The sequence below is a fragment of the Flavobacterium sp. genome (genome assembly GCF_049318185.1).
Lineage (GTDB): Bacteria > Bacteroidota > Bacteroidia > Flavobacteriales > Flavobacteriaceae > Flavobacterium.
On record NZ_JBMOGV010000046.1, the window covers coordinates 1 to 17,317 of the forward strand.

Below are 17,317 nucleotides of genomic sequence, written 5' to 3' on the forward strand. Positions count from 1 at the left end.
CAGCAACAACTTCTGGAGTTTCTTCTTCAGCAGGAGTTTCTTCAACTGCCGGTGCTTCTTCAGCAACAACTTCTGGAGCTTCTTCTTCAGCAGGAGTTTCTTCAACTGCCGGTGCCTCTTCAGCAACAACTTCTGTAGTTTCTTCTACAGCTACTTCAGCAACAACTTCAGGGGTTTCTTCAGCTACAGTTTCTTCAACAGCAACTTCTTCTTCTACTTTTGCAGCTTCAACAGCGGCAGCAGCACGTTTGTCATTAGCCACTTTTTCTGCTTTCAAAGCTTTTGCTTTTTCTGCTTCTTGCGCTTTTGTCAAACCTTCTTTTTTAGCTGTAACTTTACCTGCTTTGTCTTCTAACCATTTAGCTAATTTAGCATCAGCTTGTTCTTGCGTTAAAGCTCCTTTACGAACGCCACCATCAAGGTGATGTTTCATTAAGGCACCTTTGTAAGAAAGGATTGCTCTTGCAGTATCGGTTGGTTGAGCGCCATTGTGTAACCACTGAACTGCTTGGTCAAGGTTTAATTCAATAGTAGCAGGGTTGGTGTTTGGATTATAAGTCCCTAATTTTTCAAGGAATTTACCATCTCTTTTTGAACGAGCATCAGCTGCTACGATCCAGTAAAAAGGTTTTTGTTTTTTACCGTGTCTTTGTAATCTAATTTTTACTGACATAATCTTTTTGATTAATTTGAGGTACTCGACCTCGAGTTATTTAAGGGCGCAAATATAGTTTTTTTTAATAAATAAGCAATTGTAAATTTGTTTTTTATCAAACAAATAAATTAAGACTAAACTTTAGCATTATTTTTTATGCATAACATTAGCATTTTTGTATTAAAAAACTATTTTTGTGTTATAAATATAAACGTTATGAAAAGATTTTTGTCCCTTTTTATCATTGCTATTCTTTTTTCTTCTTGCCAAGAAGACTTAAAAAGCAACAATCCTGGATTTCAAGGGTTAAAAGATGATGTTTTTTGGAGATCAAATGACACAAAAGCTTATCTAGATGCCACTGGTAAACTGAGTATTGAAGCATTAACTCAATATGAACAAATAACACTTTATACCAGTAGTGCTAATGTTGGTACTTACATATTAGGCACTTCAAATACTAATAATTCTGCTTCTTACTCTTCAAATTTTGGAGCTATCGATTTGCAATATGCTACAGTAGCAGTGCCTGGTCCGGTTTCAAACATTAGTTTAAATAATAGTGGTACCGGTTATTCTAGTGGCACATCCGTTGCAACTACTGGCGGTACAGGCAGTGGATTAACAGTCAATATAGTTGCTGATGCTTCAGGCATTGTAACAAGTGTAGTTGTTTCTTCTCGTGGTAATGCCTATCAGGCTGGAGATTTAATCACTGTGGTTGGAGGCAATTTGAATTGTAAAATTCTAATAGTAAATGTTCAAAATAGTAATGGTGAAATAAAGATTACCGAATATGATAATGTAAATATGACTATTTCGGGTAAATTTAAATTCAATGCTGTCAATGCTAATAATAGTCCTTTTGGTGGCCCAATTTTAAATTTTCAATATGGAGAATTTTATAAAATTCCCATTTTACCATCTATATAAATTTAAGTTAGAAAAAAACACAAACCATCTTCGGATGGTTTTTTTGTTAATATTTTAATAAAGTCCAAATTAAAAGTAGTTTACAGTTTTAATTAGGTTACCTTTGTATTTGAATTTTAAATATAAAATATGAACATTTTTGTTGGGAGTCTTCCGTTTTCTATAGACGATGCAGACTTAAGAGAATCTTTCGAGGTTTATGGTACGGTTAATTCCGTAAAAATTATTACAGACAAATTTACTGGAAGAAGTAAAGGATTCGGATTTGTGGAAATGGAAAATGACACAGAAGCCGAAAAAGCAATTCAAGAACTAAATGGCGCTACTGTTGACGGTCGTACTATTGTAGTTAACAAATCAGAACCGAAACCAGAAGGCGAAAGAAGATCTTTCAATAACAATCGTTCAGGCGGTTCAGGTGGTGGTTATAACGGTGGTGGAAATTCACGTGGTGGCGGAAGCTATAGTGGCGGAAACAGCGGTGGTGGAAATAGAGGAAGATACTAGTTACATTCTAATATAGATATTTAGAAAGTCAGCTCATTTTGAGCTGACTTTCTTGTTTTTTGTTGATAACTAAAATTGATTACTACCATTGAAAAATGTATTTTTGAAAAGTTAGAATTCATTCAAATTACCCTTCATGTATTTAATTTTTGATACCGAAACTACAGGTTTGCCAAAACGTTGGGGCGCACCTATTTCTGATACTGATAACTGGCCAAGATGTATTCAAATTGCCTGGCAGTTACATGATGAGATGGGAAATTTATTAGATAATCAAGATTATTTGATAAAGCCCGAAGGATTTAACATTCCTTATGATGCCGAGAGAATTCATGGGATTTCTACTGAATTAGCAGAAGAGCAAGGTCTAGCATTACAAGAGGTTTTAGAAAAATTCAATAGTGCTTTGGCGAAAGCCAAGTTTATTGTGGGACAAAATGTGGGCTTTGATGTCAATATTATGGGCTGTGAGTTTTACCGAATGGGTGTCAATTCACCAATGTCGTCTATGCCAGTTTTAGACACTTGTACTGAGGTTACCGCAGAACTATTAAAATTACCGGGAGGAAGAGGAGGAAAATTTAAATTACCAACGCTAACAGAACTTCATGCTTATCTTTTCAACTTGCCATTTGCAGAAGCTCATAATGCCACTGCCGATGTGGAAGCCACCACGCGTTGTTTTTTTGAATTAATCCGAAGAGATATTTTTACTAAAGAAGAACTTGATGTTTCAGAAGATTATTTCAATGAATTTAGTAAAAACAATCCAAAAGAAATTCAACTTATAGGATTACAACACCTCAACCTGAAAAAGGCCTCAGACGAAATCAGAAAACAATTTCAAGAAAAGGAAGAAGTTGTTATCCCTACAAACCAAGATAAACAAATACATCATAATCTTGCAGAGGTTGATTTTGTGCATTTACATAATCATACGCAGTTTTCAGTATTGCAATCTACCATTAGCGTTGACGATTTAGTAAAAGCCGCCGTTCAAAATAAAATGCCTGCAGTAGCTATGACAGATCATGCCAATTTGATGGGTGCTTTTCATTTTGTTCGCGATATTTTATACCACAACAAATCAGCAGAATCCAAAAACAAACAAGCCCAAGAAAGCGGTGAAACACCAACAGAAACTATAGTTAAACCTATAGTGGGTTGTGAGTTTTATGTGTGTGATGATTTAAAGGATAAGTCTAGAAAAGATAATGGCTGTCAAATTGTTTTCTTGGCCAAAACCAAAAAAGGGTATCACAATTTAGCAAAACTTTCTTCTATTGCTTATACCCAAGGATTTTATTATGTGCCAAGGATTGACCGAAAAACTATTCAAGAATATAAAGAAGATATCATTGTTTTATCTGGAAATCTTTATGGAGAAATTCCGAGTAAAGTATTAAATATTGGTGAAAATCAAGCCGAAGAAGCACTAGTTTGGTGGAAACAAGAATTTGGCGAAGATTTTTATATCGAATTAATGCGCCATAATCAGGAAGATGAAAATAGAGTGAATGCTTCATTAATAACTTTGGCCAAAAAACATAATGTAAAAACGGTAGCTACCAATAATGTTTTTTACATCAATAAAGAAGATGCTAATGCCCATGATATTCTATTGTGTGTAAGAGATGGCGAAAAACAAGCTACACCAATTGGTCGTGGAAGAGGCTATCGTTATGGGTTTAACAATCAAGAATACTATTTCAAATCGGGAGATGAAATGAAAAAGCTATTCCACGATTTGCCCGAAGCGATTATAACAACAGAAGAAATTATAAATAAAATAGAGATTTACGATTTGTCGCGCGATGTATTGTTGCCAAAGTTTGAAATTCCAAAAGAATTTTTAGTTTCAGAAGACGAAACGGATTCAGGCAAACGAGGTGAAAATAAATATTTAGCACATCTAACTTTTGAAGGGGCAAAAAGACGCTATCAAGAAATCACTCCCGAGATACAAGAGCGCATAGATTTTGAATTAAAAACTATAGAAAACACAGGATATCCAGGTTATTTCTTAATTGTACAAGATTTTATTGCTGCAGCCAGAAAAATGGATGTTTCTGTTGGGCCAGGTCGTGGTTCAGCCGCAGGTTCTGTGGTGGCGTATTGCCTCGGAATTACCAATATTGACCCTTTATTATACGATTTACTTTTTGAGCGCTTCCTAAATCCAGATCGTGTGTCATTACCCGATATTGATATCGATTTTGATGACGAAGGAAGAAGCAGAGTTATGGATTATGTAATCCATAAGTATGGTTCCAAGCAAGTGGCGCAGATTATTACTTATGGAACAATGGCAGCTAAATCTTCGGTAAGAGATACTGCTCGTGTATTGGATTTGCCATTATTCGAAGCCGATAAAATTGCCAAGTTAATACCAACTTCACTCAATTTAGCCAAGATATTTACTTTAGATAAGGACAAGTTAAAAGCCGCTTTGCGCTCCGAAGAATTTGATAAAGTAAAAGAATTAATTTTACTTGCGAATGCCAATGACCTTGGCGGCGAAACCATTCAACAAGCAAAAATATTAGAAGGAAATCTAAGGAATACAGGTATTCACGCTTGTGGCGTTATCATTACACCAAGTGATATTACTGATTTCGTTCCAGTGGCTACTGCCAAAGACTCGGATTTATACGTAACTCAATTTGATAACTCCGTTGTTGAAAGTGCCGGATTGTTAAAGATGGACTTCTTAGGGTTGAAAACTCTGACATTGATAAAAGATACCGTTAAATTAGTAAAATACAGAACCGGAATTGAACTCGACCCTGATACTTTCCCTATAGATGATATAAAAACGTATGAGCTCTTCCAAAAAGGAGAAACTGTTGGGATATTTCAATATGAGTCACCAGGAATGCAGAAGTATTTGAAAGACTTAAAACCAACTGTTTTTGGCGATTTAATTGCTATGAACGCCCTATATCGTCCTGGTCCCTTAGAATATATTCCTTCTTTCGTTCGTCGAAAAAATGGAGAAGAACCCATCACCTATGATTTAGAAGCTAACGAAGAATTTCTAAAAGAAACTTACGGAATTACTGTATATCAAGAGCAAGTAATGTTACTTTCTCAAAAACTAGCCAGTTTTTCAAAAGGTGATGCCGATGTTTTGCGTAAGGCAATGGGTAAAAAACAAAAAGATGTTTTGGATAAAATGAAATCCAAATTCATCGAACAAGCCGTTGCCAATGGTCACGCAGAAGATAAGTTAGAAAAAATATGGAAAGATTGGGAAGCCTTTGCACAATATGCATTTAATAAATCGCACTCAACTTGTTATGCTTGGATTGCCTATCAAACTGCCTATTTAAAAGCGCATTATCCAGCAGAATATATGGCAGCAGTACTTTCTAATAATATGAGCGATATCAAGCAAGTGTCCTTCTTTATGGAGGAGTGTAAACGAATGGGATTGCAAGTTTTGGGTCCCGATGTTAATGAGAGTTATTATAAATTTACAGTAAATGAAAACTACGCGGTTCGTTTTGGAATGGGTGCAGTAAAAGGAGTTGGAATGAATGCAGTAGAAACTATTGTTGCTAATAGAAAAGACGGAAAATACAAGTCTATTTTTGATTTAGCCAAACGAATTGATTTACGAGCGGCCAATAAAAAAGCTATTGAAAACTTAGCTTTAGCTGGAGGTTTTGATTGTTTTACCGACACTTATCGTGCACAATATTTTCATACCGATGGAGATAATATTACATTTTATGAAAAGGCAATTCGATACGGAGCAAAGTTTCAAGAAAACGAAAATTCATCACAGGTAAGTTTGTTTGGAGATGCCAGTGATGTTCAAATAGCAGAACCTACAGTTCCTCCCTGTGAAGATTGGAGTACAATGGAAAAATTAGCTAAAGAGAAAGAAGTAGTGGGAATTTATATTTCAGGACATCCATTAGATGATTATATTTTTGAGATGAAATATTTTTGTAACAGTAAATTGGAAAACTTAAAAAATCTTGGAAGTCATATAGGTAAGAATTTAACCTTTGCTGGCATTGTTACAAATGTGCAATATAAAACCGCTAAAAACGGGAAAGATTGGGCAATGTTTACTTTAGAGGGTTATGATGAAAGTCACGAATTTAGAATTTTTGACGAAGAATATTTAAAGTTCAGACATTTTTTGGTAAACAATCAATTTGTTTATTTTAAAGTAACCGTGAAAGATGGTTGGGTAAATAGAGAAACTGGAAAAAAATCAGAACCAAGGTTACAGTTTTTAGACGTTAAACAACTTCAAGATGTGCTAACTCAATTTGCCAAAAAATTAAGCATTCATTTGGATATTAATGATTTACATCAAAATTTTATACAACAGCTTAATCAACTATTTATTACCAATAAAGGGGATAATACAGTTACATTTGAAATTATTGAGCAAGAAAAAGTTCAAAAATTAATTGAAATAGTTCCTAAAATTATTGCGGAAGAAGAGGCTACTTTTGATATCGAAAATCCAGAAGAAATTGCCGTTGACATCCCTATTGAAGAAGAAAACCAAGTAGTAACAAGAGTTTCCATGCCAAGTAGGAAACTTAAAATTAAAATATCCAATGAGTTACTAGTTGCATTGGAGAAAATGAATATAAAATTTAGTTTAAATTAAGTATCAATTCGGATAATGAATTGATAACCAAAACTGATTTTTTAAAAAGAGAAATACAAAAAAAATGTTTAATTTTGTCACATAATAAATAAGTAATTTAAAATATAGAAATATGGCTTTAGCAATCACGGATGCTACTTTTGATGAGGTAGTATTAAAATCAAATAAACCAGTAGTAGTAGATTTTTGGGCAGCATGGTGTGGACCTTGTAGAATGGTAGGGCCTGTTATCGATGAAATTGCTACAGAATACGAGGGCAAAGCTACTGTAGGTAAAGTAGATGTAGATGCCAATCAGGATTTTGCTGCAAAATATGGAGTTCGTAATATTCCGACAGTATTAGTATTTCAAAACGGTGAAGTAGTAGGACGTCAAGTGGGAGTTGCTCCTAAAAAAACTTATACGGATGCTATTGATGCATTATTGTAATCATTATAATTTCATAAAAAAAAGGTTTGATGAAAGTCAAACCTTTTTTTGTACATTTAAATTCAACTTTTCACTCGAGGCAAAGTCGACTGAATGAAATTAATTTATCTTTGAGCTATGAAGATAGAAGAACAAAAAGAAATAATATCAGGTTTCAAGCATCTTGAATTATTAGCAAATCAAGTGGTAGAAGGCTTTATTTCTGGTATGCATAAAAGTCCTTTTCATGGATTTTCGGCAGAATTTGCTGAGCACAAAACATACAACGCTGGAGAAAGTACCAAACATATAGATTGGAAACTTTTTGCTAAAACAGATAGATTGTTTACCAAAAAATACGAAGAAGAAACTAATCTTAGATGTCATTTGATTATCGATAATTCTTCCTCTATGCATTATCCAAAACTAAAAAAGGAAGAACCTTTTTATCACAATAAGATTGGATTTTCTGTTTTAGCTTCTGCTGTTTTAATGAATTTATTAAAGAAACAACGAGATGCTGTTGGATTAAGTATTTATTCAGATACTTATGAATATTATGCACCCGAAAAAGGTAGCGATCGTCATCATCGAATGATTTTGAATAAATTGGAAGATTTGTTAGAAAATTTTAAAGAAGCAAAGAAAACAGATACCGTTACATTTTTGCATCAAATTGCAGAAAAAATTCATCGCCGTTCCATGATTGTGCTTTTTACAGATATGTTTCAAACAGAAAATAGAGAAGCACTTTTTAACGCTTTGCAGCATCTGAAACACAACAAACATAAAGTGGTAGTATTTCATGTGATGGATAAAAAAACAGAAATCAATTTTAATTTTGATAATGCACCGCGTAAATTTATTGATTTAGAGACGGGAGAAGAAGTAAATATTTTTGCTGATACGATTAAAGAAGTTTACGAAGAAAAAGTAAATGATTATTTTAAAACATTAGCATTGACATGTGCTCAAAACAAGATAAAATATGTTCCAGTAGCAGTGGAAGAAAATTTTGAAAAGATTTTAACAACATACTTAGTTGAAAAACAAATGTTTGGTTAATGAAGAAAAAATCAGTTCATTTTTTTACTGAAAAAAGTTGCAGAAATCAAAAACGGTTGTATATTTGCAACCGCAATTAAGCGAAGGTTTGGTAGTTCAGTTGGTTAGAATACATGCCTGTCACGCATGGGGTCGCGGGTTCGAGTCCCGTCCAGACCGCTAAAATTGGGAAAAGGTTTTCAGTAATGAAAACCTTTTTTGCCCAAAAAAAGTATTTAAGATTAGTTGTGTTGTTTTCGATACGAATTTGTAACTCGTATCATGGTTTAATTGTTAGACCGATGGAAAGCTTTCCGTTTATTCTGAATTAATTTCAGAATCTAAGGATGGCTTTTTTGCTTTATATAGCTTATTACCTTTAGTAATTAATTGTTAATTTGTATATTGCGATTCTTTTTTGATATATAAAAACAAATTTTTAATATTGTTAATCAACCAAACCAACTATTTAAAATGAAAAAATCATTACTCATACTCACCTTATTTTTTTCAACTTCTATTTTTTGGGCTCAAACTTTCCCCCACCCATCACAATTTAATAATGTTTGTGATGATAATAATGGCGGTTTTGCATCCTTTTATTTAGAAGGAATTTCATATGAAATTTTAGGTAATTTAAATTCACAAGATTATGTGATTACTTATCATGAAACACAAACTCAAGCTGAGATTAGTGTAAATCCAATGTCAAGTTCTTACATTAATATAACACCAACTTTACAAACTATTTTTGCTAGAATAGTAACCGTCGCAACACAACAATTTACGATTTTACAAGTCAATTTAAATGTAAATCCAACGCCAAACGCGCCAACACAAAGTATATCAGTTTGTTCAAACGCTTTTCAATGTTGGGATTTAACTAGTGTTGAAAACTCCATTAATCAAGTAAATACAGGTATTCAAATTACTTTTTATCAAACAGAATCAAATGCACAAGTAGGAATTAATCCAATTGCAAATCCTAGTTGTTATGTTAGTGTTGCCTTACCTGCTAATCAACCTCCTGTATTTTATCGAGTAGAAAATGTTGTAACTGGTTGTTATTCTGTAGGAATTATAGAATTAATTTTACAAGATTGCGGGGGTTCGAGTTGTTCACCATCTACAAATTTAGTGACCACCGATATAACAGAAACGTCTGCAACTTTAACATGGACTAATCCAGATTCCATCACTGAATCTTTAATTTATATTGCTCCAGCGGGTAGCCCTGCTCCGACAATCGCAAGTAATGCTTATTATGCTCAAGGAAGTTCATACACTTTTGAGGGTTTGACCTGCGGCACTCAATATGATATTTATATCAGAACTTATTGTACTTCTGTAAATATGAGTACTTGGGTTCAAACTACTTTTTCCACAGTGGCTTGTGTGCCCCAAGCCGGAGAACCAGTTGATTTAAGACAATGTGTAAATGATAATGGTTTAGCTTGTTTTGATTTATTTTCGAACACTACAATCATTATTAATACATTAAATACAGTAGATTATTCTATTACCTATTACAACTCTGAATCTAATGCTTTGAATAATGATAATCCTTTAACGTCTCCCTATTGTACTTCAACATCACAAGCAGTATTTGCCCGATTGGAGAATAATATTACTCAAGCCTATCAAATATTAGGGTTCTCTCTTATTGTTGATACAGTTTCTAGCGTAGTAACGCCATTAAATAATATGCAGCAATGTGATGATAATAATGATGGAGTAGTTACTTTTGATTTAACCACTGTTCAAGCGCAAATAAATACTAACAATACTTTAGAATATTATCCGAGTCTGTCTAATGCACAAAATCAAGTTGTGCCTTTTACTAACCCACAAACTTTGAATATTGGTATTCAAAATCCAATTACAAATGTTTTTGTTAGAGAAATAGTGCCGAATTCTTGTGATAGTATTTATTCGTTTCAACTAAACACCTATTCTAATTGTAATTTAGCTTCTGTATGTTCTCAAGCAAACTCTTTGTGTAATTCAATTGGTGTGCCCTTTTCTAATACTGTAAATAATAGTAGTACTGGTTCAGCTAATTGTTTATTATCATCACCAAACCCTACTTGGTTCTATTTGCCAATAAGCAATCCAGGAACAATAAATTTACAAATAAATCAAAATTCATTAAATGGAACTCCATTAGATGTAGACTATATTGTTTATGGCCCATTTACTAATCCGGTTTCACCTTGTGGTAATCCAAATTTATTATTAGCAAACGTTGTTTCTTGTGGTTTTTCTGTTGCAGCCGTTGAATTTCCATTGATACCTAATGCACAACCAGGGCAATATTATTTGTTAATGGTAACTAATTACAGTAACCAAGCAGGTTTTATTACAATTACTGAACTTGGTAATTCTTCTGGAGGAATAGATTGTTCAGGTTTACGATTAAATGCTTTCTTAGATTCAAATAATAATGGAACTCAAGACAATGGGGAGCAGAATTTCCCGTTAGGGCAATTTTCTTATGAAGTAAACAACAATGGAAACGTTCATAATATAATTTCTCCAACTGGAATTTATAATATTTATGATACTTCTAATTCAAATTCCTATAAATTCAGTTATACAATAGATTCAGATTATGCAGCTTCATATGGTATAACTACTTCCAACTATAGCAATATTTATGTAGTTATTGGTGCTGGAATGCAAACTTATAATTTTCCAATTACTGTTACACAATCTTATAATGATTTAGCAGTAAATATTGTTCCAATAAATGCACCAAGGCCAGGCTTTACCTATCAAAACAAAATAGTATATACTAATTTTGGCAATCAAACAGTTGTTGATGGAACAGTAACTTTTACTAAAGATGCTTTGGTGACGATTACTGATAACTCTCAAACAGGAACAACTTCCTCGCCTAATGGATTTACCTATAATTTCACCAATCTTTTACCTTTTGAAACAAGAACAATTATTCTGACTATGCAAGTGCCAAATGTTCCTACAGTTGCTTTGGGTGATCTATTAACTAATACTGCTAGTATTGCTCCAATTAGTGGAGATGTGGTTCCAACAAATAATACTTCCAATTGTTCTCAAATTATTATTGGGTCTTATGATCCTAACGATAAAATGGAGTCGCACGGTGAAAGGATATTACATTCAACTTTCACTGCCAATGACTATTTGTATTACACCATCCGATTTGAAAATACAGGAACAGCAAGTGCCATCAATGTTAGAGTAAATGATGTATTGGATTCAAGATTAGATGAAAATACAATTAGAATGATTAGTGCGAGTCACAATTATATTATGGATAGAGTAGATAACAATTTAACATGGCGATTTGACGATATTCAATTACCAGTTTCAGTAGCTAACACTACTATAGGAAAAGGATACATTACTTTTCAAGTAAAACCTAGAGTTGGTTTTGCTGTTGGTGATATTATTCCAAACACTGCTTCTATTTACTTTGATTTTAATCCAGCGATTATCACTAATACATTTAATACAGAATTTGTAGCTCAACTTGGCGTTGATGAATTTGAGAATGGTGATTTTGTTTTCTATCCAAATCCAGTGTCTGATATAGTTACTGTTTCGGTAAAAAATAACGGTACTATAGCTGCTATTGCTGTTTATGATATGCTAGGAAAAGTAATACTTTCGGAAAAAACAACAACTACCGATTCTTCAAAAACATTTGATTTATCATCAGTATCTAAAGGGGTTTATCTACTTGAAGTTACTTCTGATACAAACTTAAAAGTGATAAAAAAATTAATAGTAGAATAAATTATAAATTTATATCAATGAAAAGCTCTCCATAACAGAGAGCTTTTCTTTTTTAAACAAACCAAAGTAGTAGTAAATATAATTTCTTACTTTTGAAACTGTTAATCGATTAAATTTTTTCATGAAAAAAGCTCTTGCTTTATTTATAGTATCATTATGCTTTTCTTGTCAATACATTGAGAAAAAAGTTCCCTCTGAAAAGGAATTGTTTGAAAAGCAATTAAAAGAGATTAATTGGAAGGAAGTGGATGAATATCCTTCCGTTGCTGATTGTGAAAAGCTAAGTGATAAAGCCCAACGGGAGCAATGTTTTTTTGATTTTTTAACCACGACAATCCAAGAAAAATTGGCGGTTGACACCCTTTCTATGTTATTCCCTCAATTAGATACTATTGAAGTAAAGGTTACGGTTTTTCCCAATGCCACTATGGAATTCGACCCTCAATTTGTTAAAGATTCTGTGGCCTATGATACAATAAAGATTGATAGTATTCTTCAGGCAAGACTGGTTGATTTTCCTAAAATAAACCCTGCTATCAAAAGAGGTATTCCCGTGAAAACGCAGTTTGTCTTGCCGGTTGTTATTAAACAGGAATAATCACTTTTTAAACCTTCTCCCTTTCCAAGAAAAACTGCCAAACAAAGAAAATAATCCCACCAAACTTGAGAAGAAAGGATAAATAATACTACTTGCCAAAGGCAATAACCATTTCCCTTTTAGTAAGTATTGATTTGATTTATAAAGCAAAACATAATCAACAACATATTTAATTAAAAATAGTTTAATAAAAATTTGCCAATCCAACCAACCAACAACCAACAACCAACAACCAACAACTAAAATAAGATTTATAAGAAGGACTACTAACGCTAATAGTTTAGCATAACCACTTTGATAACGGGTTGTTTTACTAGCCCAGCGAACGCGTTGCATAAAGAGTTGAAACAAATCGTTTTCGGGTTTTGTTTTTACAATTACGTCTTTGTGTTTTAGATATAGTACTTTGTCCGCAAATTTCGCCACTGCTTTTTGCAACAGAAAAACATCATCACCACTGGCTATTTGATCATTTCCGTTAAAGCCATCAAGTTCATGAAAAAGTTTTTTAGTGTAGGCAAAATTGGCGCCATTACACATAAACGGTTTTCCAATACCAAAACTCCCAATAGTGGTTCCTTGCAAACTCAATAAGTCCAATTGCTGAAAATGATGAAACCAGTTATTTTTTACATTATAAATCACAGCACCTACTATCATTTCAACTTGATTATTTTGAATGTAATTATCAAAAGTAAGTAGCCAATTTTTATTTACGATACAATCAGCATCGGTCGTTATAATCCAATCGTATTTGGCTATAGGCATTGCACGTGCAATGGCATCTTTTTTGGGAGAATTGGATAAGCGAAGGTTTTCCAGTAAAGTAGTGTCAAGTGTGTCATGGTTCATGCGCCAACGAATGCAAATGCGTTCCGAACTATCAGTTGAAAAATCATCAACCATGATAATTTCTAGTAATTCATGAGGATAATTTAGTTTAGAAAAAGAGGCTAAAAGTTTAGGGAGATTTTTCGCCTCGTTTCGAAAAGGAACAATAATTGTGAAAGCTGTTTTCGGAGAAAGATTAGTTCTTTCAAAAGTTTTTACTTTTTTAAAACCAACCACGAGTTGGAGTATCAAAAGCACATAGAGTAACAAAATCAAATATAAAGAAATAGTAATTAATTCCATTTGGGTTTAAATTTTAAGACAAAATAACTTCCAATACTAACGGGCAATACAACATTCAAAAACCACATTAAGGTAGAAATAAAAGCTACAATCCATTCATTGACACCTAATTTCCCAAAGAAAAAAACAGCTACACTTCCTTTTACAGCAAAATCCAAAAATTGAAAACTGGGTAAAGAGGAAGCTAACAAATAAACTGTTGCTATGGTTGCCATCATAGTAAAATAGGGTAAATCTACATCAAAAGCGAGAAATAAAAAATAGTATTGGTGTGAAAAAACTAAATAACGTAATGTGCCTAACGTTAAATTTTTTTGGTGAATAAACTTTGGAATTTCGTTGATTTTCTGAAGGAGTTTTTCTAAGGAATAGCCTTTTATTTTTATGGTTTTTGAGAAAAAAGAGGCAAGAACCAAGAAGCAAGAAAATCCGATAATTGTTAACGCCCATTGCCAATAACCCAAAATAAACAAACCAATAGTTCCAAAAATAATAGTCAAAATCATTTGAATTCCGTTGCAGATGAGGTTAAGAAAAATGATTCTTTTGGTTTTCTTTTTATCAAAATACAATGCTTTTCCGGCATATTCTCCGAGACCATTTGGAGTGAAAATCCCAGCGGTTAATGCACCAAGTACTTGTTTTGTGGATTCTCCAATGGAAATTGGTTTTATAAAAGACACAAGATTTTGCCATTTGAGAATTTCTAAATAGCGATTAACAATACTAAACGATAGCACAAACAAAATTCCTAAAACAGATTGTTTTTCTTTGACTAAAGCGATGAATTTCCCCCAATCTAGTTGGTTGTTATTTGCCAATTGATTATAGATGAAATAAAAAGCACCAGATACAATCAAAAGTTTGACCAGAAAAACGACGAATTGCTTAGCTTTGTGAGGAATTTTAATCATTGGTACAAAGAAAGTAAAAACTATTGCATAATGTTCACTAAGTTACAAAGCTATACAAAGAATTTATTTTTGACTTCTTTGTGTATCTCTATTATTCTCTGTGAATCTCTGTGAAACAAAAACATGGCAAACGAACGCATCATATTAGGAATTGACCCTGGAACCACCATAATGGGTTTTGGCTTAATTAAAGTCATCAATAAAAAAATGGAATTCATCCAATTGAATGAGTTGCTATTGAGCAAATATGATGACCATTATACCAAATTGAAAGTCATTTTCGAACGCACTATTGAACTAATAGAAACGCATCATCCTGATGAAATTGCTATTGAAGCACCTTTTTTTGGGAAGAATGTACAATCGATGTTAAAATTGGGAAGAGCGCAAGGTGTCGCCATGGCAGCAGGATTATCGCGTCAAATTCCTATTACTGAATATGAACCCAAGAAAATCAAAATGGCCATTACAGGAAACGGAAATGCCAGTAAAGAACAAGTGGCGAAAATGCTACAACAACTTCTTGGTTTAAAAACATTACCTAAAAATCTTGATTCTACCGATGGTTTGGCAGCGGCAGTTTGTCATTTTTTCAACTCAGGAAAAACCGTTGGCGAAAAAAGCTATACGGGTTGGGATGCTTTCGTAAAACAAAATGAAGAACGGGTTAAGAAGTAGTCTTCAGTGTTCAGTTTTAAGTGTTCAGTTAAAAATATTCTTATGAGATTTCAAGATTTATTAGCTTATAAAAAAGGGTTTGAGGTTGCTATGGAAATTTTTGAACTTACTAAAAGTTTTCCAAAGGAAGAAACCTATTCATTGACAGACCAAGTTAGAAGAAGTTCAAGAAGCGTTACTATTACTATTGCAGAAGCTTACAGAAAAAGAGAATATCCAAAGTATTTTCACAGTAAATTAACTGATGCTGATGCTGAAAACTCAGAAACTCAGGGTTGGTTAGAATATTCTTTAGCATGCAATTATATTACAATTGAAATGTATCAACATATAGTTGAAAAGTCAAAAGAAGTGGGAAGATTAATAAATTATATGATTTTAAACCCAGAAAAATTTGGATCAAAAAATAATTAATATCAAACTGAATACTAAAATCTGAACACTGAGCATTTACTAATGAGCGGCATCTACCTCCATATCCCTTTTTGCAAACAAGCTTGTCATTATTGTGACTTTCATTTTTCAACTTCATTAAAGAAGAAGGATGAAATGGTTTTGGCATTGGCCAAAGAAATAGCATTGCGCAAAGATGAATTTAAAGATGAAATTGTCGAGACGATTTATTTTGGGGGCGGAACACCTTCAATATTGCAGATTTCAGATTTGAAATTTTTGATTGATGAAGTATATCGGAATTATAATGTTGCAGAAAATCCCGAAATCACCGTCGAAGCCAATCCTGACGACTTATCAGAAGAGCGAATAATCGAATTATCAAATAATAGAGTAAATCGTTTATCCATAGGTATTCAATCTTTTTTTGAAGAGGATTTGAAACTCATGCACCGCGCTCACAATTCGGTGGAAGCCAAAAAATGTTTAGAAATTGCCACGAAATATTTCGAGAATATCTCCATTGATTTGATTTATGGAATGCCTAATATGAGCCATGAAAAATGGTTGAAAAACATTCAAATTGCATTAGATTATAACGTACCCCATATTTCTAGTTATGCTTTGACGGTAGAACCAAAGACGGCGTTGCACTCATTTATTCAAAAAGGAATTATTCCACAATTGGATGATGAGGTGGCACAAGAACATTTTCATTTGCTAGTTGACAAGCTCGAAGAAAATGGTTTTATCCATTATGAATTGTCTAATTTTGGAAAAGAGCATTTTTTTTCTAAAAACAATTCAAGTTATTGGCTTGGCAAAAAATACCTCGGAATTGGTCCATCAGCACATAGTTATGATGGATTTTCCAGAAGTTGGAATGTGTCAAATAATACAATCTATTTAAAAGCATTGGCTGAAAATCAATTGCCATCAGAAAGCGAAACTTTAACCCAAACTGACCGCTATAACGAATATATTATGACAGGGTTGCGCACTATTTGGGGCATTTCTCTCGATAAAATTGCAACTGAATTTGGGAAAACCTATTTGGATTATTTAAACCAACAAGCTGAGAAATATATCGAAGATCATTTACTATTCATAGATGACAACATTTTAAGAACTACCAAAAGCGGTAAGTTTTTGAGTGATGGGATTGCAAGTGATTTGTTCATGCTGAACTAGTGTCAGCATTTTTTTTATTAAAGCAATTATGATAAAAGGATTTACATATATTTTAACAAATAAGACCTTCTCAGTCATTTATGTTGGTGCTACAAAAAATTTGAAGAATAGAGTTGAATGTCATAGAAACGGTAAGGGAGCAGTTTTTACCAAAAAGTATAATGCTGTAATTTTAATTTATTTTGAAGAGTATGATAATTTTCATGAGGCTTTTGCTAGAGAAAAACAACTGAAAAACTGGCATAAAGAATGGAAATGGAATTTGGTAAAAATTTCCAATCCAGAATTAAAAGATTTATATTTGGACTTGTAACGGGGTCTTACCAGCTGAGATGCCAACAAGTTCAGTAGGAAAATAAAATGCATCGAAAGATGCTGAAACAAGTTCAATAGGAAAATAAAATGCATCGAAAGATGCTGAAACAAGTTCAATAGGAAAATAAAA

14 protein-coding genes and 1 tRNA gene are annotated in these 17,317 nt (G+C 33.1%); 12 read left to right on the forward strand and 3 right to left on the reverse strand.

The annotated features are described in order from the left end of the window. On the reverse strand, window positions 1-673 hold a 673-nt coding region (locus ACOYLT_RS06005), incomplete at its 3' end, for a 30S ribosomal protein S16 (protein ID WP_422852956.1). A 198-nt stretch (window positions 674-871) separates the two neighbouring features. On the opposite strand from ACOYLT_RS06005, the gene ACOYLT_RS06010 reads away from it, so the two are divergent. The 8 genes from ACOYLT_RS06010 (at window position 872) to ACOYLT_RS06045 (ending at window position 12,562) form a co-directional block, all read left to right on the forward strand. Continuing rightward, a complete protein-coding gene (locus ACOYLT_RS06010) occupies window positions 872-1,588 on the forward strand; it encodes a DUF6252 family protein (RefSeq protein WP_422852957.1) in 717 nt (238 codons plus the stop codon). Window positions 1,589-1,717: 129 nt separating this feature from the next. Then, complete coding sequence (locus ACOYLT_RS06015; protein ID WP_422852958.1) at window positions 1,718-2,095, forward strand: RNA recognition motif domain-containing protein; 378 nt, start codon at window positions 1,718-1,720, stop codon at window positions 2,093-2,095. A 136-nt stretch (window positions 2,096-2,231) separates the two neighbouring features. Further along, a complete protein-coding gene (gene dnaE, locus ACOYLT_RS06020) occupies window positions 2,232-6,731 on the forward strand; it encodes a DNA polymerase III subunit alpha (protein ID WP_422852959.1) in 4,500 nt (1,499 codons plus the stop codon). Between the two features lie 112 nt (window positions 6,732-6,843). Then, window positions 6,844-7,161 carry a thioredoxin gene (trxA, locus tag ACOYLT_RS06025; protein ID WP_422852960.1) on the forward strand — a complete coding sequence of 106 codons (318 nt, stop codon included), beginning with the start codon at window positions 6,844-6,846 and terminating at the stop codon, window positions 7,159-7,161. 117 nt (window positions 7,162-7,278) lie between these two features. Continuing rightward, a complete protein-coding gene (locus ACOYLT_RS06030; RefSeq protein ID WP_422852961.1) occupies window positions 7,279-8,205 on the forward strand; it encodes a DUF58 domain-containing protein in 927 nt (308 codons plus the stop codon). Window positions 8,206-8,290: 85 nt separating this feature from the next. Further along, a tRNA-Asp gene (locus ACOYLT_RS06035) sits at window positions 8,291-8,364 on the forward strand. A 294-nt stretch (window positions 8,365-8,658) separates the two neighbouring features. After that, entirely contained in the window at window positions 8,659-11,964 is a 3,306-nt protein-coding gene (locus ACOYLT_RS06040; RefSeq protein ID WP_422852962.1) for a DUF7619 domain-containing protein, read from the forward strand. A 121-nt stretch (window positions 11,965-12,085) separates the two neighbouring features. Continuing rightward, complete coding sequence (locus ACOYLT_RS06045) at window positions 12,086-12,562, forward strand: hypothetical protein (protein WP_422852963.1); 477 nt, start codon at window positions 12,086-12,088, stop codon at window positions 12,560-12,562. Here ACOYLT_RS06045 and ACOYLT_RS06050 read toward each other — a convergent pair whose 3' ends face one another. After that, window positions 12,563-13,696 (reverse strand): glycosyltransferase family 2 protein, encoded by a 1,134-nt coding sequence (locus ACOYLT_RS06050; RefSeq protein ID WP_422852964.1) that lies wholly within the window; start codon window positions 13,694-13,696, stop codon window positions 12,563-12,565. After that, on the reverse strand, window positions 13,687-14,610 hold the full coding sequence (locus ACOYLT_RS06055; RefSeq protein ID WP_422852965.1) for a hypothetical protein: 924 nt from the start codon (window positions 14,608-14,610) through the stop codon (window positions 13,687-13,689). Before ACOYLT_RS06055 ends, ACOYLT_RS06050 begins: the two co-directional genes overlap by 10 nt. A 123-nt stretch (window positions 14,611-14,733) precedes the next feature. Here ACOYLT_RS06055 and ruvC point away from each other — a divergent pair, with 123 nt between their 5' ends. From ruvC to ACOYLT_RS06075, 4 genes are read left to right on the forward strand one after another with little or no spacing between them, the layout of a single operon-like run. Continuing rightward, the gene (gene ruvC / locus ACOYLT_RS06060) at window positions 14,734-15,288 is read left to right on the forward strand and encodes a crossover junction endodeoxyribonuclease RuvC (RefSeq protein WP_422852966.1); all 555 of its coding nucleotides are present in this window, start codon (window positions 14,734-14,736) and stop codon (window positions 15,286-15,288) included. A gap of 42 nt (window positions 15,289-15,330) precedes the next feature. Continuing rightward, window positions 15,331-15,702: a four helix bundle protein gene (locus tag ACOYLT_RS06065; protein ID WP_422852967.1), complete on the forward strand. Its 372-nt coding sequence runs from the start codon at window positions 15,331-15,333 to the stop codon at window positions 15,700-15,702. A gap of 42 nt (window positions 15,703-15,744) precedes the next feature. Continuing rightward, window positions 15,745-16,872 carry a radical SAM family heme chaperone HemW gene (gene hemW, locus ACOYLT_RS06070; RefSeq protein WP_422852968.1) on the forward strand — a complete coding sequence of 376 codons (1,128 nt, stop codon included), beginning with the start codon at window positions 15,745-15,747 and terminating at the stop codon, window positions 16,870-16,872. Window positions 16,873-16,900: 28 nt separating this feature from the next. Next, a complete protein-coding gene (locus tag ACOYLT_RS06075) occupies window positions 16,901-17,185 on the forward strand; it encodes a GIY-YIG nuclease family protein (protein ID WP_422852969.1) in 285 nt (94 codons plus the stop codon). The last annotated feature ends 132 nt before the right edge of the window (window positions 17,186-17,317 follow it).